General features: G+C 43.1%; 17 protein-coding genes and 1 pseudogene. 12 read left to right on the top strand and 6 right to left on the bottom strand.

What is annotated here, in order from left to right; translation table 11 throughout:
* Positions 1 to 73: 73 nt before the first annotated feature.
* From CDG60_RS11395 to CDG60_RS11370, 6 genes are all read left to right on the top strand, one after another.
* A complete protein-coding gene (locus CDG60_RS11395) occupies positions 74 to 1606 on the top strand; it encodes a TolC family protein (protein ID WP_087512549.1) in 1533 nt (510 codons plus the stop codon).
* Positions 1603 to 3741: a type I secretion system permease/ATPase gene (locus CDG60_RS11390; protein WP_087512550.1), complete on the top strand. Its 2139-nt coding sequence runs from the start codon at positions 1603 to 1605 to the stop codon at positions 3739 to 3741. Before CDG60_RS11395 ends, CDG60_RS11390 begins: the two co-directional genes overlap by 4 nt.
* Entirely contained in the window at positions 3738 to 4928 is a 1191-nt protein-coding gene (locus CDG60_RS11385; RefSeq protein WP_087512551.1) for an HlyD family type I secretion periplasmic adaptor subunit, read from the top strand. The genes CDG60_RS11390 and CDG60_RS11385 overlap by 4 nt, the downstream gene beginning before the upstream one ends.
* Positions 4929 to 5041: 113 nt before the next feature.
* Positions 5042 to 5638 (top strand): IMPACT family protein, encoded by a 597-nt coding sequence (locus CDG60_RS11380; protein WP_087512552.1) that lies wholly within the window; start codon positions 5042 to 5044, stop codon positions 5636 to 5638.
* Entirely contained in the window at positions 5631 to 6248 is a 618-nt protein-coding gene (locus CDG60_RS11375) for an acyltransferase (RefSeq protein ID WP_087512553.1), read from the top strand. Before CDG60_RS11380 ends, CDG60_RS11375 begins: the two co-directional genes overlap by 8 nt.
* 120 nt (positions 6249 to 6368) lie before the next feature.
* Positions 6369 to 7211 carry a universal stress protein gene (locus CDG60_RS11370; protein ID WP_087512554.1) on the top strand — a complete coding sequence of 281 codons (843 nt, stop codon included), beginning with the start codon at positions 6369 to 6371 and terminating at the stop codon, positions 7209 to 7211.
* 159 nt (positions 7212 to 7370) lie between these two features.
* Here CDG60_RS11370 and CDG60_RS11365 read toward each other — a convergent pair whose 3' ends face one another.
* The 4 genes from CDG60_RS11365 to mutS all read right to left on the bottom strand — a co-directional run bounded on the left by CDG60_RS11365 (position 7371) and on the right by mutS (position 12300).
* On the bottom strand, positions 7371 to 8036 hold the full coding sequence (locus CDG60_RS11365; RefSeq protein WP_087512555.1) for an O-methyltransferase: 666 nt from the start codon (positions 8034 to 8036) through the stop codon (positions 7371 to 7373).
* Positions 8037 to 8169: 133 nt separating this feature from the next.
* Positions 8170 to 8889, bottom strand: coding sequence for a M15 family metallopeptidase domain-containing protein (locus tag CDG60_RS11360; RefSeq protein WP_087512556.1), 720 nt, complete (start codon positions 8887 to 8889; stop codon positions 8170 to 8172).
* A 130-nt stretch (positions 8890 to 9019) separates the two neighbouring features.
* Positions 9020 to 9343 carry a ferredoxin FdxA gene (fdxA, locus tag CDG60_RS11355; RefSeq protein WP_086197921.1) on the bottom strand — a complete coding sequence of 108 codons (324 nt, stop codon included), beginning with the start codon at positions 9341 to 9343 and terminating at the stop codon, positions 9020 to 9022.
* Positions 9344 to 9669: 326 nt separating this feature from the next.
* Positions 9670 to 12300 carry a DNA mismatch repair protein MutS gene (gene mutS / locus CDG60_RS11350; RefSeq protein WP_087512557.1) on the bottom strand — a complete coding sequence of 877 codons (2631 nt, stop codon included), beginning with the start codon at positions 12298 to 12300 and terminating at the stop codon, positions 9670 to 9672.
* A 314-nt stretch (positions 12301 to 12614) separates the two neighbouring features.
* Here mutS and CDG60_RS18425 point away from each other — a divergent pair.
* The 6 genes and pseudogenes from CDG60_RS18425 to CDG60_RS11325 form a co-directional block, all read left to right on the top strand.
* Positions 12615 to 12734, top strand: a pseudogene (locus tag CDG60_RS18425) (IS5/IS1182 family transposase); the annotation flags it as partial.
* A 305-nt stretch (positions 12735 to 13039) separates the two neighbouring features.
* On the top strand, positions 13040 to 14287 hold the full coding sequence (locus CDG60_RS11345) for a dienelactone hydrolase family protein (RefSeq protein ID WP_087512558.1): 1248 nt from the start codon (positions 13040 to 13042) through the stop codon (positions 14285 to 14287).
* 21 nt (positions 14288 to 14308) lie between these two features.
* Positions 14309 to 15100, top strand: a complete 792-nt coding sequence (locus tag CDG60_RS11340) for an SDR family oxidoreductase (protein WP_087512559.1) — start codon at positions 14309 to 14311, stop codon at positions 15098 to 15100.
* 54 nt (positions 15101 to 15154) lie between these two features.
* Entirely contained in the window at positions 15155 to 16393 is a 1239-nt protein-coding gene (locus CDG60_RS11335) for a styrene monooxygenase/indole monooxygenase family protein (RefSeq protein ID WP_087512578.1), read from the top strand.
* Between the two features lie 27 nt (positions 16394 to 16420).
* Positions 16421 to 16957: a flavin reductase family protein gene (locus CDG60_RS11330; RefSeq protein WP_394373904.1), complete on the top strand. Its 537-nt coding sequence runs from the start codon at positions 16421 to 16423 to the stop codon at positions 16955 to 16957.
* Positions 16958 to 17025: 68 nt separating this feature from the next.
* Complete coding sequence (locus CDG60_RS11325) at positions 17026 to 17973, top strand: SphA family protein (RefSeq protein ID WP_087512560.1); 948 nt, start codon at positions 17026 to 17028, stop codon at positions 17971 to 17973.
* 275 nt (positions 17974 to 18248) lie between these two features.
* On the opposite strand, the gene CDG60_RS11320 is transcribed toward CDG60_RS11325, so the two are convergent.
* A complete protein-coding gene (locus tag CDG60_RS11320) occupies positions 18249 to 19307 on the bottom strand; it encodes an AraC family transcriptional regulator (RefSeq protein WP_087512561.1) in 1059 nt (352 codons plus the stop codon).
* Between the two features lie 227 nt (positions 19308 to 19534).
* Positions 19535 to 20667 (bottom strand): IS3-like element ISAba14 family transposase gene (locus CDG60_RS11315; RefSeq protein ID WP_223155595.1). Its coding sequence is split into 2 segments (ribosomal slippage): positions 19535 to 20415 and positions 20415 to 20667, totalling 1134 coding nucleotides; the frame shifts between segments, so codons are not numbered across the junction.
* Positions 20668 to 20747 lie beyond the last annotated feature (80 nt).

The raw sequence follows: 20747 nt of genomic DNA, 5'->3' as shown, positions 1-20747 counted from the left end.
CAGTTCACAAAAAAACAATTATTTGTGAATAAAAACGTTAAAATACCAGAATAACATGATACCAAGTTAAAACATGCAAAAAAAATATCAAATACGGGAACTGAGATTCAGTGTCACTAAAGGGATTCAATGCCTTATCTGCATTGTACCTCTACAGATGCTGCATGCTGAAACCACAAAGGGTATTGTGGATTCCATTAAAACAGGAGCATCGCAGTTACTTGCGCCTAAGCCTGTGAAAAATGTCAATCAGGCAAATATTCAGAAACTCAGTAATTTTCAGGTCGATACTTCACGAGTGGATGATCTGCCTGTTCTGACAGGAAATTTCCCGGTTCTGGATCAGAACTCAAGAACTGTAAATGTACAGCGAGCTCCTCAGCTCAGTTTTAATGAGTCTATTCTGAGAGCTTTGCAGCGCAGTCCAGATGTTACACGCAGTCTTTCAACTCTTGCAGCGCAGGGTGCAAATATTGATGTTGCAAAAGCAGGATATTACCCACAGATTTCAGGTGGGGTGAGTACGGCTGATTTAACGCGTGGTGAGCGTGGCAGACAGCTCTTCAATATTACGGCTACTCAGATGGTCTATGACTTTGGAAAAATCCGCAGTGCTGTGGATGTTCAGGAAGCAAAACTGGCATCTGAACAGGCACTGGTGCTGGTCAGCCTGGATGACGTAGCACTGCAGACTGCCAGCGCGATTGTAAATACAGAGCGGTATAAAAAGATCACCCAAATCGCACAGCAACAGATTGAAGGTATTTCCAGGATTGCGGAAATTGCAAATCTACGGGCAAAAGCGGGTATCAGTACGCAGGCAGATCCTGTGCAGGCACAGTCCAATCTTGAAGCGGCACAGTCCAATCTGATTGTTCAGCAGAATTTACTGAATCAGTATAAACAGAAGCTGAAAACTTTACTCGGCTACGATGTCAGTAATGTTGGATGGAATATTCCTGACCGTATTGTGCAGCAGTCAGCGCTGTATCAGGACCCTGAATTTAACCGTATTCCAAAAATGATCGCGGCCCAGGCTTCAGTTGAAGTGGCTAAGTTCCAGAAAAAACAGGTTAAACTCAGCAGTTATCCGACCCTGAATTTAAAAGGTTCACTCAGCCAGGCTGTTAACGGTGTCAATCCAAACAACAACGAAGATGATGGCTTCTATAGCTCAATTATGCTTGAAGCATCCAGCAGTTTTTATCAGGGTGGAGCAGTTTCCTCGCAGACCCGTGCAGCCAGTTATGCCGAAGAAGCAGCAAAGGCTGAGGTGAATGCAGTCTATCTGGATGTACAGGATGAAGTTCGTTTACTCAGAGAAGAAATTGAAAATAAACAGCGGCAGATGAGTGTTCTTGTTGCCCGTAAGCAGACCGCAATCCGGACCAAAGAGCTGTATCAGGAGCAGTATAAGCTGGGTACACGCTCTGCTGTGGATCTTCTGACTGCGGAGCAGACCATTCACAGTTCAGCATCAGAAATTGAAAATGCCCGTTATGACATGTATGCCGCAATTATTAAATATATTGCAGTGACAGGGCGTTCACGAGATGTCTATGACCTTAATAATATTTCGATCCAGGGGTTTGAGATACAGCCATGAACAATACAATAAATTATCAACCCTGGTTACAGGCAGTTTTAACGATTGCGAAACATTATCGCATAGAAGCATCTGAAGAACGTATCCGTTTGCAGTTGGACTGGAATCCTAATCAGAGTACCGATGACATTATGTCCCTGATGACCCGTCAGATGGGGATGAGTGCCCGTAAAGTTGATTTCAGTGTGGATCAGGTCAATCCGTGGAGATTGCCCATTGTCGCTGAATTTAAGGATGGTCAGGTTGCTGTTGTCGATAAACTGGATATAGACGGTAATGTGAGTTTGCAGTTCAGTGGCGATCAGGGGCTGAACCAGACTCTGACGCTGGATGAACTCTCACGGAACGTCAGCTCGGTTTATATTATCCGTCCAGAAAAGTCTGTACCTGATGCTCGTGTAGATGAATACATCAAGCCTTATGAGTCCAGCTGGTTTTGGGACATCGTTTTAAAAGACTGGCGCCGTTATATCGACATTATGTTTGCATCCATGCTGGCAAATATACTGGCACTGGCGACGATAGTTTTCTCTATGAACGTCTATGACCGGGTTATTCCGGCTCAGTCCATTCCAACCCTATGGGTTCTGTTCTCAGGTGTGTTGATTGCCGCGATCTTTGAGTTTTCTCTCAGGGTTGCCCGTATTTATCTGTCGGATATTATTGGAAAGCGTGCAGATCTGAGGATTTCAGATCGGGTCTTTGGGCATGCACTTCGAATTAAAAACAGTGAGCGTTCAAAGTCTACGGGGACATTTATTTCTCAGATCCGTGAGCTTGAAGGCGTCCGTGAACTGGTGACCTCAACCACGATTACCGCTTTGGCTGATCTGCCATTTTTCCTGCTGTTTCTTGCCATTTTCTGGGTCATCGGTGGTCATGTCTTCTGGGTTGTAGTCGCTGTAGTCCCTTTGATGATCATCCCAGGTATTCTGGTACAGAAGACTTTAGCGCGCCTGGCAAATGAAGGTATGCGTGAAAGCTCGATACGTAATGCCATGCTTGTTGAGTCTGTTCAGGGTATTGAAGACATTAAACTTTTACGTGCGGAAGCTAAATTTCAGAATCAGTGGAATCATATGAATGAAGTTTCTGCTGATATCGCAATGCGTCAGCGTAAAATTGTGGGTGTACTGACGGCATGGACACAGAAACTGCAGGGTCTGACATTTGCGGTTGTGGTACTGGTAGGTAGTTATGCTGTAATGAAAGGTGAAATGTCTACCGGTGCGCTTGTAGCCTGTTCAATTTTATCATCACGTATGCTTGGACCGATTTCACAGCTGGCAGGGGTGCTTGGACGTATTCAGCAGGCAAAAGTTGCGAAAATGAGTCTTGATGAGCTGATGAAAAGACCCGTGGATCAGCCTGATCGGGCACACCTGATTCATAAACCTGTGCTGAACGGTGAATATGAGTTAACCAGTGTCGCATTTAAATATTCAGAAGATGACTCACGTTACGGTATTGCCATTGGTAAGCTGATGATTAAACCAGGTGAAAAAATTGCGATTCTCGGACGCAATGGTGCAGGTAAATCGACTCTTCTGCAGTTGTTGTCTGGTATGCAGTTCCCAACCCAGGGTAAGGTGAAACTGGATGGTGTTGATCTTTCTTTGATTGATCCTTCAGATGTGCGCCGTGATATGGGGCTGCTGAATCAGAATGCCTATCTGTTCTATGGAACGGTCAGGGAAAACCTGACTCTTGGTGCGCCTCTTGCAACTGATGAAGAAATTCTGAAAGTACTGTCCATTACGGGTGCATTGAGTTTTGTTCAGGAGAAAAAAGAGGGACTGGACCATATTATTCTGGAAGGTGGTATCGGTTTTTCAGGTGGTCAGCGTCAGGCACTGATTCTTTCAAGACTGCTGTTAAGACAACCCAATATTCTGTTGTTGGATGAACCTACCGCTGCCATAGATGATGTTTCAGAACAGCAGTTGATTCAGCATTTAAAAACATGGCTTGGAAACCGGACACTTATTGTGGCAACACACCGCAGAGCAGTACTGGAGCTGGTTGACCGCATACTGGTGGTCAATGACGGTAAAATTGTCATGGATGGACCTAAAGAGCAGATTCTGAATCAGAACCAGCCACAGCAACAAAAAGATTCGGGGGCTTCATCATGAGCAAACAGAAAAAAGAAATAAGCCGTGGAATGAAAGTCACTGAGCTGGAACCACCATTACCCAGATCCAGCATGTTTATCTGGATTATTGGTATTGGGCTTGTGGCTCTGCTGACCTGGGCATGGCTGTTTAAGCTGGAAGAAGTTTCCAAAGGGACAGGTAAGGTTGTACCTACTTCAAAAGAGCAGGTTGTACAGTCTTTTGATGGTGGTATTCTGACTAAGCTGAATGTCAGAGAAGGCGAAATTGTTCAGAAAGGACAGGTGCTTGCACAACTTGATCCAACACGGTTTGAATCCAATGTTGGTGAAACGGAGTCTTTACTGATTGCATCCAAAGCAACATCTGCCCGTTTAAGAGCAGAAGTTAATGGAACTGCCTTAAGTTTTCCGCCAGAAGTTATGGCCGACAAAAAACTGGTTCAAGAAGAAACAGCGCTGTATAACTCACGTCGTGCAAATCTTGATCAGTCTACAGCGGGTCTGCAACAGGCTTTGTCACTGGTTGAGCAGGAACTGAAAATGACTGAACCACTGGTTGCTAAAGGTGCTGCCAGTGAGGTTGAGGTTCTGCGTCTGAAGCGTCAGGCAAATGAATTACGTAATCAGATGAATGATATCCGTAACCAGTATTATGTGAAATCACGGGAAGAACTTTCCAAAGCAAATACGGATGTTGAGACCAATCAACAGGTTGTTCGGGGAAAATCCGACACATTAAGCCGTACAGTGTTTAAATCACCGGTACGAGGTGTGGTGAAAGAAGTTGATGTCATGACGATTGGTGGTGTCGTTCCTCAGAATGGCAAGCTGATGACCATTGTACCGCTGGATGATCAGTTACTGATTGAGGCTCGGATTTCACCGCGTGATATTGCATTTATCCGCCCAGGTCAGAAGGCTCTGGTGAAAATTACGGCTTATGATTATTCCATTTTTGGTGGCTTGAGAGGCCATGTTACTGTTATTTCACCGGATACTATCCGTGATGAAGTGAAGCAGGATCAGTTTTATTATCGGGTCTATATCCGTACAGATTCAGATAAACTAGTGAATAAAGCAGGTAAACACTTCAGTATCACGCCAGGTATGGTGGCAACAGTAGATATCAGAACAGGTGAAAAAACGGTACTGGATTATCTGATCAAACCATTCAACAAAGCACGTGAAGCATTACGCGAACGTTAATCCTTTTAACGGTAAATAAAAACCTCCTTCAAAGGAGGTTTTTTTATGCTTTGATGGTGAGAGATACAGACCTCAGGGTATAATTCCATTATTCAGGTCAGACACCAGTTTATATGCCATACACGATTTCCTCTTTGGTCAGTTTTGAAGAAGATATTAAAAAAAGCCGTTTCCAGGCTTTTGCTGTCCCTGTAGAAAATGAGGAAGCCGTCAGAGAGTTTCTGGATCAGTATCGTGATATTTCAACCACGCATCAGTGCTGGGCATGGAAAATTGGGCACAATGTCCGTTTTAATGACGATGGTGAGCCATCTGGGACAGCGGGGCGTCCAATCCTGGCAACCATTGAAGGGAATGAGCTGACCAATGTTCTGGTTTTGGTAAACCGCTGGTATGGTGGCATAAAGCTCGGTACAGGTGGGCTGGTCAGAGCTTATGGTGGATGTGCAGGGCAATGTCTGCTGCTGGCAGAAAAAATTGAACTGATTGAAAAAAAGAAAATCTGGTTTCAGTGCCTGTTTTCTGAATGGTCAATTTTTCAGTATGAATTAAACAGTCAGCAGATCGAATTCAGTGAAGAATATACAGCGGATGGCGTGAATGTAACGGCTTTGGTGCAGTTACATCAGATTGAAGCACTGGCCGTTAAAATTCAGGATATCAGTCGTGGACGGGCACAGTTAAAAATAGTGGAAGAAGAAAATGTCTGAAAGCGATCCATTACTCAAATACAGAGAGCAGCATAAGCACCGCTTGAACTATATGCCGTGGCTGTATTACAGCCTGAAAGAAAAAAACAGAGTCTGGGCTGAGCAATGGCAGAATGAGTATCAGCAGTATCTGATGTCCATGGAAACTGTTGAAATTGGTGAAAACTGCTTTATTTCACCATTGGCTCATATCTTTGCAGAACCAGGCCGGAAAATCACAATCGGGGATAATACCTTTATTGCAGCCGATTGTACTCTGCATGGACCGCTGGATATTGGCAGTGAAGTCGCCCTGAATCATCACTGCATCCTGGATGGTGGACGGGCAGGAATTAAAATAGGCAATCAGGCACGTATAGCAGCTTATTGTCATCTGTATGCTTTTGATCATGGGATGGATCCGGAACAGCCCGTATACCGTCAGCCTGTCCGTTCCAAAGGCATTGAGATCGGTTGTGATGTCTGGCTGGGTGCTCATGTCGGTATTAAAGATGGAGTGACTGTACATGACTATGCCGTGGTGGGCATGAACAGTATGGTGACCCATGATGTTGAAGCAAAAAATATTGTGGCAGGGAATCCAGCCCGATTTATCCGTTTCAGGGAATAACTTTAATCCATAATTTTTTTATGTGATTAATTACATAAATTTGTGCAATCCTTTTTTTAACTGTGATAAGTTAAAAACATAAGAGACCTGAAAGCCTGATGTGGCGAAAGAGAGGCGAAAATGAAGCGGGTAATTGCATGTATTGATTCTTCTCCATGCATTAATGCACTGGCAGAAGCAGCCGCCTGGATTGCAACACAAACCCATAGGGAGCTCGTCCTGTTGCAGGTGCTGGATTATTATCCGGCCAGCTATCATCTTGGGGAGATCAGTGGCGTCATTGGTTTTGAGAGTAATGCCATGCTGCTCAAAGAGCTGGCGGAACTCGAGCAGAAACAGAGTGAACTGGCACTGGGCTACAGTAATAATCTGCTGGATCACATTTCATCCCTGATCAAAGAAAAATATGACCTGGATACAACACATCTTCAGGAGAAAGGTGACTTTCTTGAGCAAAGTTTCAATGTACTGAAAGAGGATGATATTGTTGTTATTGGTCGTGTTGGGGAAAAATCGGCTGAAAAAAATAAATCACTCGGCAGTAATGTTGAAAACTTTATCCGTGGTGCCAACTGTATTGTGATGACGGTTGGAGAAACCTTTAAGCCACCGACACGATTCATTTTTGCCTATGAATATTCACCGACCTGTGTGCAGATGATGAAACGCATTGCACAGAGTGATCTGCTGAAACTGTTGCAGTGCCATTTACTGTATGTGGGTGATCATCCTGAAATACTGAATGAACCTTCTCAGTATCTGAAAAATGCAGGACTGGATGTGGTGGTGGAATACCGATATGGAGATGTTGCGGAAAATATCCTAGATTATCAGCGGGAACATGGTATACAGTTAATAGTGCTCGGCGCATTCAGCCACAGTAAAATTCACCAGTTCTTCCTGGGGAGTATCACCACGACGATTTTCCGAAATTCCCTGGTTCCATTACTGGTGGTCAAATAGATATAGTGTTCAGTATTGATTAGAGTAAATTATCTATACTGATGCTCTTCTGTTCATAGTTATCCTCATAATATGTGGATAACTATATGGACAGTATATCTAAGTGTATAAAATTAAAAAAATTACTGGATATGAGCGTTTTTTATCCGGCTCAGGTTTTTATTTCACAATAGCTAAAGCAAAACCGTCATGACCTTTACTGCCAACAGTCTGCAGTGCGGTACAGGAAAGGATTGCTGGATGATTCTGCATGGCGCTGAACATGTCACGAATTCCTTCAATACTAGGTTTATGATTGCTCTCTTCCAGAATGGCACCCGCACGGATAACATTGTCCAGGAAAATCACTGTACCTGAATGTGACAGTTTCAGACTCAGTTCAAGATATTCAGGATAGCTCTGTTTATCTGCATCAATGAAAATAAAGTCAAAAGCCTCAGTGTCTTCAGGCAGAGCACGCATGATATCAGCAGCGCGACCAACTTTGAGTTCAACCTGTTGTTTCAGCTTAGCATTATCAATATTTTCCTGACCCAGTGCAGCATGTGTGTCACGTCCTTCTATGGTCAGAATGTAGCCATCATCAGGAAGTGCTCTGGCAAGCCACATTGTGCTGTATGCAGCAAAAGTGCCGAGTTCCAGTACACGTTTGCAGTTATTCATCTGAATCAGCATCTGTAAAAGCATGCCCTGGTTCGCTGCAACAGCAAGGTGATCTGGATAACCTCTGTCATCCGTATTTTTCAGGGTCTGCAGTAGAACAGGGTCTTCTGGAATTAAATGTGACTCGATGTATTGATCAATATCTGTCCACATTTGTTGCATGATTCATTTACCTTTGTTGCGATGCTGAGCATTTTATACCTTTCCGTTCAGAGTGCAATTTTTACTGTCAGTTTTGATGAAATTGCACTGCACAAAAAAGAGACCCAAAGGTCTCTTTTAAAATTAAACGATATCAGTAATTACACATGGATGAATTCCGGCTCAGATCAGGACCCCAGGTGCGGTAACCCTGTGTATCAATATGAATCTGTCCCGAAGCATATAATCCAAGTCCCATATTCAGGCTTTGACCATGCTGAGCCCAGAACTGACACAGACGGAATTTGGTATTTTCAATAAATGCATAATCTTCAGGTTGTGGAAACTGCGGACCAATTCTGAAATCAATTGCAGAGTTGAACAGATGGCGTGAAGAACCTGCACCACCTGCACACTGATTTAAAGGTAGATCACGATAAACTGAAGTCACTTCAAAATCGGTCAGTACTTTTGCTGCCACCAGGTATTTGAACACTCGCAGTGTTGGAACCTGGTTAGCCCATAGTTCACGGCTTGGGATCATATACTGAGAACGGCCACACTTCTGCCAGTCGCGGGCAGTACGTAATAATTCAAATGCAGGAACGATGTTGCCCACACCATTGCGTTCAAGGAAGTTTTCATACTCACGGATCTGACGTAAGTTATCACTGACCTGAACCCAGGCATTATAGGAATATGGAATTATTTTTGGAGGAACAGGGCGGTTGTAGATCACCTGTTCCTGAGGAATAAATATGCGCTTTCCATTCGGCGTCGAAATCGTTTTGCCTTTTTGAGGAGAGGTTGTACAACCAATCATAATGGCAGGAACGATGCTGAGAGTCAGCATAGCCTTCAAAAAATGCTTCATTATGCAAATCAGGTATTTATCAATATTCCCGCTATTCTAATCGAAATCTTTGTAGAAAATCTGGAAATATTGCAATCAAATGTGTGTTTTAGGTATAAAAAAAGATCAGCAGGTGCTGATCTTTTTTTAATTATTTTTCCAGATACTGGAGTTTGTCTGTTTTACCGTTCCATTCTTCACGGTCAGCAGGCTGGTCACCAATCTGTGTGATGTTCGGCCATTTTTGAGACAGGTCAGCATTCAGTTCAATAAACACTTCCTGACCTTCAGGCAGTTCATCTTCAGAGAAAATGGCATTGGCAGGGCATTCAGGCTCACAAAGCGCGCAGTCAATACATTCATCCGGGTTGATCACCAGGAAGTTAGGACCTTCGTAGAAACAGTCAACTGGACAAACTTCCACACAGTCCTGATATTTACATTTAATACAATTTTCAGTGACAACAAAGGTCATGGCGACAGCTACCTAAAAATATGGTTCTAATTGATAATGACGTATTTTAGGGAAAACACACAGAACTAACAATTCCTTTTATTGATAATTAATATACGAGTTCCTGCTGAATCAGTTTTATTTATGGTTGAGCAGAGCAATCCGCACAATTTTTATCCACTATAGCCCGATTTTTCATGAAAGTTGTCTGAAAAAGCAAAGAATCTTTTTATTTATATAAAAAATGCATATACAAAACATTTTTAAAGAAAAGCAGTTACATGAGCTTCCTTTCAGTATTTATAAATAAAAAAAAGACCCTGCAGATAACAGGGTCTTTTTTATTTTCAGGATTTCAGCAGTTCCTTTAATGTATACAGCTGCTCAAGGGCTTGCCGTGGTGAAAGATCATCGATATTCAGAAGTTCCAGCGCATCGAGCGCAGGGGATGCTTTTTCAGTTTCAATGATACGTTCCACAATTTCAGGTTCATGAGGTTCAGAAAATAGATCATTCTGAACTGCATGATTCAAATGCTGATGCTGCTGTTTTTCCAGGATTTTCAGTCGGTTCTGTGCTTCTTTAATCACAGAAGCAGGAATGCCTGCCAGCTTGGCAACCTGTAAACCATGACTCTGACTGGCTGGACCCTGCTGGACTTTGTGCAACAGAATCAGATTGCCGTTCAGTTCTTTGGCAGTGACATGATAGTTATCAATGCCGGATTCTTTGCCCAGTTCAGTCAGTTCAAAATAATGTGTAGCAAACAGACATAAACATTTGATGCGCCGGCTCAGGTCGAGCACACATGCCCATGCCAGAGACAGACCATCATAGGTACTGGTACCACGTCCAACTTCATCCATCAGTACCAGTGACTGACTGGTGGCATGGTGCAGGATCTGGGAGGTTTCCGTCATTTCCACCATAAAAGTGGATTTTCCTGTGGACAGGTCATCAGCAGAACCGATACGGGTAAAAATCCGGTCAATCGGACCCAGTCGTACTGACTGAGCAGGAACATGACTGCCACAGTATGCAAGCAGGGTAATCAGTGCCGTCTGACGCATGAAAGTCGATTTACCGCCCATATTTGGACCGGTAATAATCACCATTCGATGGTTATAATCCAGCGTAGTATCGTTTGGTGTAAATGTGGTTTTGCTCAGAGCTTCAACAACAGGATGTCTGCCGGCAGTAATTTTAACTCCGGTTTCAGGACTGAATTCAGGTCTGCACCAGTTACGCAGTCTTGCCTGATGTGCAAAATTGGAAATCATATCCAGCTGAGCAATGGCACTGCTCATCATCTGCAGATTACCAATATCTTCGCGCAGTTCATTCAGCAGCAGTTCAAACAGAATTTTTTCGCGAGCCAGTGCCCGTGATTCACTGGACAGGACTTTGTCTTCAAAAGATTTCAGTTCTGGTGTGATGTAGCGTTCAGCATTTTTCAGGGTCTGTCTGCGGATATAGTGGTCTGGAGCCTGTTCTGCCTGAGCGCGTGTCAGCTCTATATAGTAACCACTGACTCGGTTATAACCGATTTTGAGTGTATTGATACCGGTATTTTCACGTTCCTGAATTTCAAGATCAATCAGGAACTGACCTGCATGATCACGTATTTTGCGTAATTCATCCAGTTCACTGTCAAAACCTTCTGCAATTACATTGCCATCACGTAGTAACACCGGTGGGTTTTCCACAATTGCAGAAAGCAGATGCTGATGTAAGCCATGGAAGTCCCCCAGTTCTTCATTCAGCTGATACAGCAGCTCTGTCTGTGAAGTACTCAGAACAGGCTGAAGAGCCTGTCTCAGTACGGGTAGCTGGGCACATGCCTGACGCAGTTGCACCAGATCCCGTGGACGGGCGCTGCCTAAAGCAACACGGCTTAGGACACGTTCAATATCGCCTATTTCCTTGAGAACATCACGTAGAGGAGACTCATGAAATCCTTTAATCAGGGCAGTCGTGGCATCCAGTCGTGTATCCAGTATTTTGGTATCACGTAACGGCTGCATCAGTGTTCTGCTGAGCAGACGACCACCCATCGCCGTCTGACAGTCGTTAATCAGTTCAAACAGTGATGTGCCATGTTCAAACAGTGGTTCAGTCAGTTCCAGATTGCGTCGGGTCACAGGGTCCAGAGCGATAAAGTCACTGCTCTGTTCCAGCTGAATGGAGCGGATATGTGGCAAAGCCGTTCGCTGTGTTTCACGGGCATAATGGATCAAAGCGGCAGCAGCTGCTTTTGCTAAAGGAAAATGATCAATGCCAAAGCCAGACAAGGTTGATACACCCAACTGATCGCACAGTGTTTTTTGAGCATTATTCAGGTTGAAATCGACATTTGGACGTTTGGATACAGGGCAGTCCAGCTGTTTCTGAATATCTGAAATAATATTGGGATCAACGATATTTTCATCAATGACAATTTCGCTTGGCATCAGGCGGGATAGTTCAATCACAAGCTGTTCTGGTTTTGATTCCAGCTGCTGGACTTTAAAAATACCTGCACTCAGATCCAGCAGTGCTATACCAACCTGATTCTGATGGAAACATAGTGCAACCAGATTGGAGGACTGATGTGATGTGAGTAAAGCATCATCTGTCAGTGTGCCAGGTGTAATAATTCTGACAACGCCCCGTTCAACAGGTCCTTTTCCTGTGACCTCACCCAGCTGTTCACAGATAACAACGGTTTCGCCTTTTTTGACCAGTCTTGCTAGATAACCTTCAGCAGCATGAAAAGGAACACCAGCCATAGGAATAGGCTCGCCATTTGCTTTTCCTCTGTGTGTCAGAGTAATGCCAAGCAGTTTTGCAGCCTTATGTGCATCTTCAAAGAACAGTTCATAGAAGTCACCCATGCGATAAAACATTAAGGAGTGCGGATGCTGCATTTTCACTTTGAGGTATTGCTGCATCATAGGGGTATGGGAGGAAAGATCAGCCATTGTTTCTGTGCTATTCATGTATGCTAAGTCTTTAAATAATAAATATGTTTTGAAGGTTTGGCTGTCTGACCAGTTTTAACCACATCTGGATAAATCTGACTCAATTCAGGATAAAAGTATACATTCGGGTGTACTTTTTTCTGTGTCAGAATTGAAGCCACGGTGTGTGAGCGTTCTCATCAGACTCTCAGGTATGTCATCTTAACAAATCAAAGCGGATTCACAAAAAGGATTGCTGAGATGAATGAAGAAATAAACAGCAACAGGAACGTTGCTTTGTCAGTCTGTACAGCCATTTGATCTTGTGTCCTGAAATACGATCTATTGAATGATTGGGAGATAAGCTGAGAGCTGGAAACTTTGATCGCCAGGTCAATGAGATTCATGCACGTATAGCCGTCTTAAATAAACTCACTGAATCAGGTCAGCCATATATTCAGGTTGTTACTTAAATTTGAGTAGATATAAGAAATTCTTAATTTTTAAAATCTTTGTACAGCAAAGCCTGAAGCTCATCTAACATACTTTGATTGAAGATTTTTTCCTGAATCACTATCTCTTAAGTCCATATCTTCATCCATATTTTCCGCATGATTTAACTTTGACGAGATCAGAACAAAAAGATTGATTCAGGGAAGTTTTTTGCATTTTGACGCAACATTTCGCAGAAGCTGGATAATTTTCGCAGATTCTGGACAGACGCTACTCTCCTTTCACAGACATGATAACTGCAAGAGTTAGGTCTGGAGTCAGTGAAATGGCAGGTCAATATATTGACGTAAAAACACAAACAGGGAAGTCATTTGCTGCGTATTTAGCAATTGCCGAAGGTGGAAAAGGTCCAGGAGTCGTACTGTGTCAGGAGATTTTTGGTATTAACGCTGCAATGCGTGCCAAAGCAGATTTCCTGGCAGAAGAGGGATATACAGTCATCGTGCCAGATCTATTCTGGCGGACTGCACCACGTATTGAACTGGGTTATACCGAACAGGATTTTCAAAAAGCGTTTGAGCTTTATCAAAATTACGATGAAGACCTGGGGGTGGAAGATATTCAGGATAGCTTGAATCATTTAAAAACACTTGCAGGTTGTGATGCTGACGCTGGTTTAGGGGTTGTTGGGTATTGTCTGGGGGGAAAAGTGGCTTATCTGTCCGGTTGCCGTCTTCCCGAAGTTGCTTGTGCAGTCGGTTATTACGGTGTGGGAATCGAAAAGGCATTGCATGAGCTTGCGAACGTTAAAGGCCGAATGGTTTTACATATAGCCGAATTGGATAAATTTACCCCGCCAGAAGTACGGCAACAGATTCTGGATGCTGCTGCACAATATAAGAACGTCAATGCTTATGTTTATGAAGGTGTGGATCATGCCTTTGCCCGTCCAAACAGTGAACATTATCACAAGCCATCTGCACGTTTTGCTCATGAGCGAAGTGTTACTGCACTGCATCAAACCATTGGACCTGTTTATGACCTGGTTGCGCTTTGGGAAGAGCACATCCGTCATGAATTTGATACGCGTGATGTGCCTGCCACAATGGCGACGATGGTTGCTCAGCCTTATGTCAATCATATTCCAACGCTCACGGGTGGCGTGGGATATAGCCAGCTCGCACGTTTCTATCAGTATCATTTTGTCCATCAGAATCCTCAGGATATGAAGATTACTTCGATCTCACGTACCGTCGGTTCAACACAGGTGGTGGATGAGTTCATTATGAGTTTTACCCATGACAGCGAGATTGACTGGTTGCTGCCAGGGGTTGCTCCAACTGGAAAATATGTCGAAATTCCGATGCTGGGTGTGATTCAGTTCCGTGGTCCAAAGTTGTGTCATGAACATATCTATTGGGATCAGGCTTCTGTTCTGGTGCAGATCGGATTATTGAATCCTGAAGGTTTGCCTGTTGCAGGTGTTGAAACTGCCAAAAAACTGTTGGATGAAGATATGCCATCCAACACTTTAATGCCGTCCTGGTCGAGCAGCGAAGCTAAGCCGATTTAAACGGGTCTTCAGGAGCAGAATATGAATATTGAATTAAATCAAAAAATTGCTGTAGTGAGTGGTGGTGCAACCCTGATTGGTCAGGCAGTGGTACAGGCTTTGGTGAATGCAGGTGCGAAAGTCGTCATTCTCGATATTGCTGAGCAGGGGCAGCAGGTCGCTGATGCCATGAAAGGACAGGCACAATTTATTCAAACCGATTTACGTAATGATGCCGCCATTGCCAGTGCTGTGAAGACCATTCATGAAACATTTGGAAAAGTCGATTACCTGGTCAATCTGGCCTGTACCTATTTAGATGATGGCTTTAAATCCTCACGCGGAGACTGGTTGCAGGCACTGGATGTCAATCTGGTATCAGCTGTCGAACTGACCCGTGCTTTTTATGAAGATTTAAAAACTAATCAGGGTGCGATTGTGAATTTCACATCAATCTCTGCCAAAGCTGCTCAAACGGGACGGTGGTTGTATCCCGTTTCAAAAGCGGCGATGCGTCAGCTTACTCAATCAATGGCAATGGATTTTGCACCTGATGGTATTCGCGTTAATTCCGTATCACCAGGCTGGACATGGTCACGTGTCATTGCAGAAGTCAGTGGCAACAATCGAGCCAAAGCAGATGCCGTGGCAGCTGATTATCACTTGTTGGGTCGTTTGGGCAATCCAGAAGAAGTTGCAAATGTTGTTCTGTTTTTACTCTCGCCAGCCGCAAGTTTTGTGACAGGTGCTGATTATGCCGTAGATGGAGGTTACTCCGTCATGGGACCAGAAGGGAATCAACCTGCTATTCCACGCTTAGCAGATGAAGCGTGATAGCAAATCAATATTTAAACCTTAAAGAATTTAAAAAATATGGGAGAACGCATGATGCGTCGTATAGCAATTGTTGGAGCAGGTCAGTCTGGATTACAGCTCGGTTTGAGCCTGCTGGACACCGGTTATGATGTCACAATTCTGACTAACCGTACCGCAGATGAAATCCGTCAGGGTAAGGTCATGTCAAGCCAGTGTATGTTTCATACTGCCTTGCAGACTGAGCGTGATGTTGGACTCAATTTTTGGGAAGAGCAATGTCCTGCAGTGGAAGGGATTGGCTTTACACTGGTCAGTCCTGAAACTGGAGAGCCTGCATTTTCGTGGAGCGCACGACTGGAGCGCTATGCTCAATCGGTCGATCAGCGGGTAAAAATGCCTTACTGGATTGAAGAGTTTGAACGTCGTGGTGGCAAACTGATCATTCAGGATGTCGGGATTGATGAACTGGAACAACTGACTGCCGAATATGAACTGGTGCTGTTGGCAGCAGGTAAGGGTGAAGTGGTGAAACAGTTTGTGCGCGATGATGAACGCAGCACATTCGATAAACCGCAGCGTGCGCTTGCTTTGACTTATGTCACAGGCATGAAACCGATGTCGCCGTATTCGCGGGTTGCCTTTAATGTGATTCCAGGGGTGGGGGAATACTTTTGTTTCCCTGCGCTAACAGTGACAGGCCCTTGTGAAATTATGGTATTTGAAGGTATCCCAGGCGGTCCAATGGACTGCTGGCAAGATGCAAAAACACCTGAACAGCATCTGCAGGTGAGTAAAGACATTCTCAACAAATATCTGCCCTGGGAAGCTGCACGTTGTGAAAATATCGAGCTGACTGATGCAGGGGGATATCAGGCAGGACGCTTCCCACCAAGTGTACGCAAGCCTGTGTTGACTTTACCATCAGGTCGTCAGGTGTTTGGTATGGCAGATGCACTGGTCGTGAATGATCCGATCACGGGTCAAGGTTCAAACAATGCTGCCAAATGCAGCAAAATTTACTTTGATGCCATTTTAGCGCAGGACTCTCAGGCATTTACCCCTGAGTGGATGCAGCAAACCTTTGAACGTTACTGGTCTTATGCTGAAAAAGTTGTGGCTTGGACTAACAGTTTACTGGTTCCACCGCAGCCGCAGATGATTGAAGTATTAGCTGCAGCAAGTCAAAACCATGCAATTGCCTCAACGATTGCCAATAACTTTGATGATCCACGCAACTTCTCTCCGTGGTGGTTTGAACCAGAGCAGACTCAGCGTTTTATCGAATCTAAAAGCTGTCAGAAAGTGGCTTAAACACAAGGAAAGTAAAGGGTGAATGTCATGAATATCAATACATCGCATGAGCTCGGTTTAAAACCGATTGATATAGAAAATCCAAGAGAAATCCGTAATTTACTTGGGCAGTTTGCAACAGGTGTGACTGTGATCACTACACGTGGTCGTGATGGACGGAAAATTGGAATGACAGCCAATTCATTTTCATCATTGTCGCTTGAACCGCCGCTGATTCTGTGGAGTTTGTCGAAAACTGCACCAAGTTTGCCAGATTTTACAGAGGCTGAATATTTCGCGATTCACATGCTGGCTCAGGAGCATCATTCACTTTCTGGACATTTCGCACGTGGTTCAGAGGATAAATTCGCCAGTATTGCACATCGTGAATGCGAGCGTGGTCTGCCTTTACTTGAAGATGTACTTGCGACCCTGATTTGTAAAAACATCAACCAGTATGAAGGTGGTGATCATCTGATTTTTATTGGTGAGATTGAACATTATCAGCAACGTACCGGTGAGCCACTGGTTTTTCATGCGGGTAAATATCGTATCGCGGCTGAACATCCAGAGCTTAGTCTTTAATCATTCACAATACCTTTAACGAGAGACATCACGATGAGTTATGGTCGTGATTTTCTTGAGGATACAAGATGAAAAATAATGTCATAAAAAGAGGTTTTCTGGCTGGAACAGTAGTCCTGACTTCCATTGCAGCACATGCTTACGATCTGCCAACCGTCAATCTGGGCATGACCAGTTTTATGGATGGAGGATTACCAGCTGGACCAGGCTGGTATTCACAAACTTATTTTCAAAATTATGATTCAAATAAATTTATGGACAATGAAGGGGATAAACTCCCTTTACCTAAAACTGATTTGAACTATCAGGTATTGGTTCAGCAAATCAGTTATATGTCCAATGTCCGTGTGGGTGAGCATGCGGCACTGGGACTGAATTTTCTGGTTCCATTTGTAAGTAAAATGGATATGGATGATGGCTTAAATAATGCGGCGATCAAAGCACAGAGTGGCTTTGGTGATCTGATGATTGGTCCATTTATCCAGTTTGATCCAGTTATGGGAGCTGATGGTCCAAAATTTGTGCAGCGCGTTGAATTCCAGGTCAACTTGCCAACTGGTCGTTATGATCGCGACAAAAATATCAACCCTGGTAACAACGCCGTGTCACTGGATCCATACTGGGCAGCCACTTACTGGTTTAATCCGAAATGGACAGCATCGACCCGCATTCATTATTTATATAACTTTAAAAATGATGACCCTAACTATACCTATGGCACTGCGGATGATATTCAGGCAGGGCAGGCGATTCATGCCAACTTTGCAACTGATTATGCAGTGACGCCTCAACTGCGCTTAGGCATAAATGGCTACTGGCTCAAGCAAGTGACTGATAATGAAGTCAATGGTGAAAAAGTTAAAGATGCGCGTGAGCAAATCTGGGCGATTGGACCTGGTGGCATGTACAGTTTTTCAAAAAATGACCATGTAGTTGCCAATGCTTATTTTGAACAGGATGCTAAAAATCGACCTGAAGGCACACGTTTACAGGTACGTTATATCCATCATTTCTGATTAATTGCCTCAAACCATTTTAATAATGACTTTCTTTGGCCTATTTAGAGTTTTCTGAATAGGTTTTTTATTATTGTCTTAAAATTGAACAAGCTTTTGATAGAAATAAACATAGTATCCTGATCACGTTTCAGTAACGGATATAAGAAAAATCTGGGCAATATAGTTAAAAATGGGGGGCTATAGAGAATATGCTTGAGATAAGACCACTCTTCTAATCAAAAAGAATCCCGCACATATGACTTAGTTTTATGTCTTGAAATATTTTAGCCTGATTATGAATATGCTTTTAAGCTGATATCCTGATGTTCTATAGAGGTACGGCGAGTACTGGATGGTAATTCACCATAGCGGCGTTTGTATTCCTGAGAAAAACGTCCCAGATGTGTAAAGCCCCATTTGAATGCGACATCCGTAACTGAAATATGCTCGTTACGCAACAATTCAATATGCGCCTGTTCAAAACGTAGCTCTCTTAAATATGACATTGGCGTAGTATTTAAAAAACTTTTAAATCCTGCGAACAGGGTGCGTACACTGACGCCAGCATGTTCGGCCAATTGTTCAATGGTGAGTGACGCATGCAGATTTTCGCGCATAAATGCTTCGGTACGTTTGATGAAATAAGGTGAAATAGCCTGTTCTTTGGTTTGTTCAATACGTTGTAATAACGTATTTTGCTGACCATAAATCAGTGCATTGAACAGACTGGATTCAAACTGTTTAAAAGCCATTGGATGATGTAATGGATGTCGTTCGCAAGCTAAAGCATCGGTCAGGGTACGCATAAGCTGTAAAAAGTAACCACCACCTTGCGTCGAAAAATCAAGTTTTGGCTCAAATAACGGTAAGTGATGAGGGACATCAGGAAGATGCTGACGACAATGCTGGAGCAAGTCTTCTTTATCTATTTTGAGAATGAGTTGCGGAGAATTCGCATGCCAGCGCATTTTAAACGACTGATCTGGGGAAATGAGCGATGCAACTTGTGTATAAGAAATAAATTTTTGCTGATTAATTTCAATTTCAGCATAACCCTGTGTTGGAATTTGAATCAGATAAAAATTATCCAGATGATCAGGTTCAATATAAACATCAGCGCCGTATTCAAGACGACTGATGGATAAACGACCAGCTGTGAGATGATGCATGGACGAGTAAAAATCGTTGCGTTGCTGCACAATTTTTAACAGGTGTGGCTTAAAGATTTGCCCCACACTTTTGCAGGTTTCACCCAGATCCTGGTGCTGGAACACTAAGTTTTGTGATGAAAAAATGGAACATTGTTGTAGATGACGTCCATTTAATTCAATAGCGGGATTGACCTGACTCATTCATATTCCTTTTGGCTGGCTCACTGAAAATATCGCAACTGTGTCAACCAGATTGAAATATTGTCAGTAATACTTAAACATTTAAGTGGCTCGCAATAACATAAAGAATTAAGCAAAAAATAGACCAGTTAATATACTTTTAATACTATTTTTAAGCCTGTCAGGAAGAGGTGGTCCCACTTGTTTGAACAACTAAAAGCGTATTTATAAGTGATATTCCGCTCTAGTTAAGCCACCTTGTTTTGTTGGGGTAGCTGATCATAGTAAAACTCATTTGGTGTCATTTTGTCTAGACTCGAATGAGGTCGTTTCAAATTATAAAACTCAAAATATGCACTTAATTGCTTTTTCGCATCTGTGACACTGCTATAAGCTTTGAGATACACCTCTTCATATTTAACGCTCCGCCATAATCGTTCAACCATCACATTATCTACCCATCGACCTTTACCATCCATACTGATTTGAATGCCATTTGATTTCAATACATCAATAAATGCATCACTGGTAAACTGGCTGCCTTGGTCTGTATTAAATATTTCAGGTCGACCATATTTTTCAATCGCTTCATTTAAAGCCGAAATACAAAAATCCACCTCCATACTAATCGATACCCTATGCGCAAGTACCTTGCGGCTATGCCAATCAATCACAGCACATAAATAAACAAAGCCTTTTGCCATAGGGATATACGTTATATCCGTAGACCACACTTGATTACTGCGCTGAATAGCCAACCCTTTGAGCAGATATGGATATTTACGGTGAGCTTGATTAGCCTGGCTTAAATTTGGTTTGCAATATAACGCCTGAATACCCATTTTCTTCATTAAAGTACGTGTATGACGTCGTCCTATATGATGTCCTTGACGATTCAACAAATCACGCATCATACGACTGCCTGCAAAAGGATATTGCATATGTAATTCATCAATACATCGCATCAGCTTCAGATCTGATGCACTCACAGGTTTTGGGCGATAGTAATAACAACCACGGGAGACTTTCAGCAGCTTAGCTTGCTTAGATACTGAAATCTGAAGTGAGTCGTCGATTAACTTTTGTGGTTGAAGCGGCCCAGTTTCTTCAACACACCTTCTAAAAAATCAATTTCTAATGCCTGCTCACCGATTTTTGCATGTAGTTTTTTTAGATCGATGGGTGGTTCTGTTGGAGCTTTTGATTGATCGAAAGCTTGCGAGGAAGCTGAGATCAATTGATTTTTCCAGTCAATAATTTGGTTTTGATGAACATCAAACTCAGCACTCAATTCAGCAAGTGTTTTTTCTGCTTTAATCGCAGCAAGTGCTACCTTAGCTTTAAAATCATTTGAATGATTTCTTCTTGGTCTACGTGCCATAAAATACTCCATATATTGATGTTTATAACATCATTTGAGGAGCAGAATATCACTTATAGGAGTTGTTCAAATTTACGGAT

Source organism: Acinetobacter chinensis, assembly GCF_002165375.2.
GTDB lineage: Bacteria > Pseudomonadota > Gammaproteobacteria > Pseudomonadales > Moraxellaceae > Acinetobacter > Acinetobacter chinensis.
The sequence above is the reverse complement of the archived record's forward strand: the minus strand, read 5'-3'. Positions and strand labels throughout refer to the sequence as shown.

Coding starts and splice junctions, on each gene's coding strand:
- CDG60_RS11395 (WP_087512549.1), top strand. CDS start 74: ATGCAAAAAAAATATCAAATACGGGAACTGAGATTCAGTGTCACTAAA.
- CDG60_RS11390 (WP_087512550.1), top strand. CDS start 1,603: ATGAACAATACAATAAATTATCAACCCTGGTTACAGGCAGTTTTAACG.
- CDG60_RS11385 (WP_087512551.1), top strand. CDS start 3,738: ATGAGCAAACAGAAAAAAGAAATAAGCCGTGGAATGAAAGTCACTGAG.
- CDG60_RS11380 (WP_087512552.1), top strand. CDS start 5,042: ATGCCATACACGATTTCCTCTTTGGTCAGTTTTGAAGAAGATATTAAA.
- CDG60_RS11375 (WP_087512553.1), top strand. CDS start 5,631: ATGTCTGAAAGCGATCCATTACTCAAATACAGAGAGCAGCATAAGCAC.
- CDG60_RS11370 (WP_087512554.1), top strand. CDS start 6,369: ATGAAGCGGGTAATTGCATGTATTGATTCTTCTCCATGCATTAATGCA.
- CDG60_RS11365 (WP_087512555.1), bottom strand. CDS start 8,036: ATGCAACAAATGTGGACAGATATTGATCAATACATCGAGTCACATTTA.
- CDG60_RS11360 (WP_087512556.1), bottom strand. CDS start 8,889: ATGAAGCATTTTTTGAAGGCTATGCTGACTCTCAGCATCGTTCCTGCC.
- fdxA (WP_086197921.1), bottom strand. CDS start 9,343: ATGACCTTTGTTGTCACTGAAAATTGTATTAAATGTAAATATCAGGAC.
- mutS (WP_087512557.1), bottom strand. CDS start 12,300: ATGAATAGCACAGAAACAATGGCTGATCTTTCCTCCCATACCCCTATG.
- CDG60_RS11345 (WP_087512558.1), top strand. CDS start 13,040: ATGGCAGGTCAATATATTGACGTAAAAACACAAACAGGGAAGTCATTT.
- CDG60_RS11340 (WP_087512559.1), top strand. CDS start 14,309: ATGAATATTGAATTAAATCAAAAAATTGCTGTAGTGAGTGGTGGTGCA.
- CDG60_RS11335 (WP_087512578.1), top strand. CDS start 15,155: ATGCGTCGTATAGCAATTGTTGGAGCAGGTCAGTCTGGATTACAGCTC.
- CDG60_RS11330 (WP_394373904.1), top strand. CDS start 16,421: ATGAATATCAATACATCGCATGAGCTCGGTTTAAAACCGATTGATATA.
- CDG60_RS11325 (WP_087512560.1), top strand. CDS start 17,026: ATGAAAAATAATGTCATAAAAAGAGGTTTTCTGGCTGGAACAGTAGTC.
- CDG60_RS11320 (WP_087512561.1), bottom strand. CDS start 19,307: ATGAGTCAGGTCAATCCCGCTATTGAATTAAATGGACGTCATCTACAA.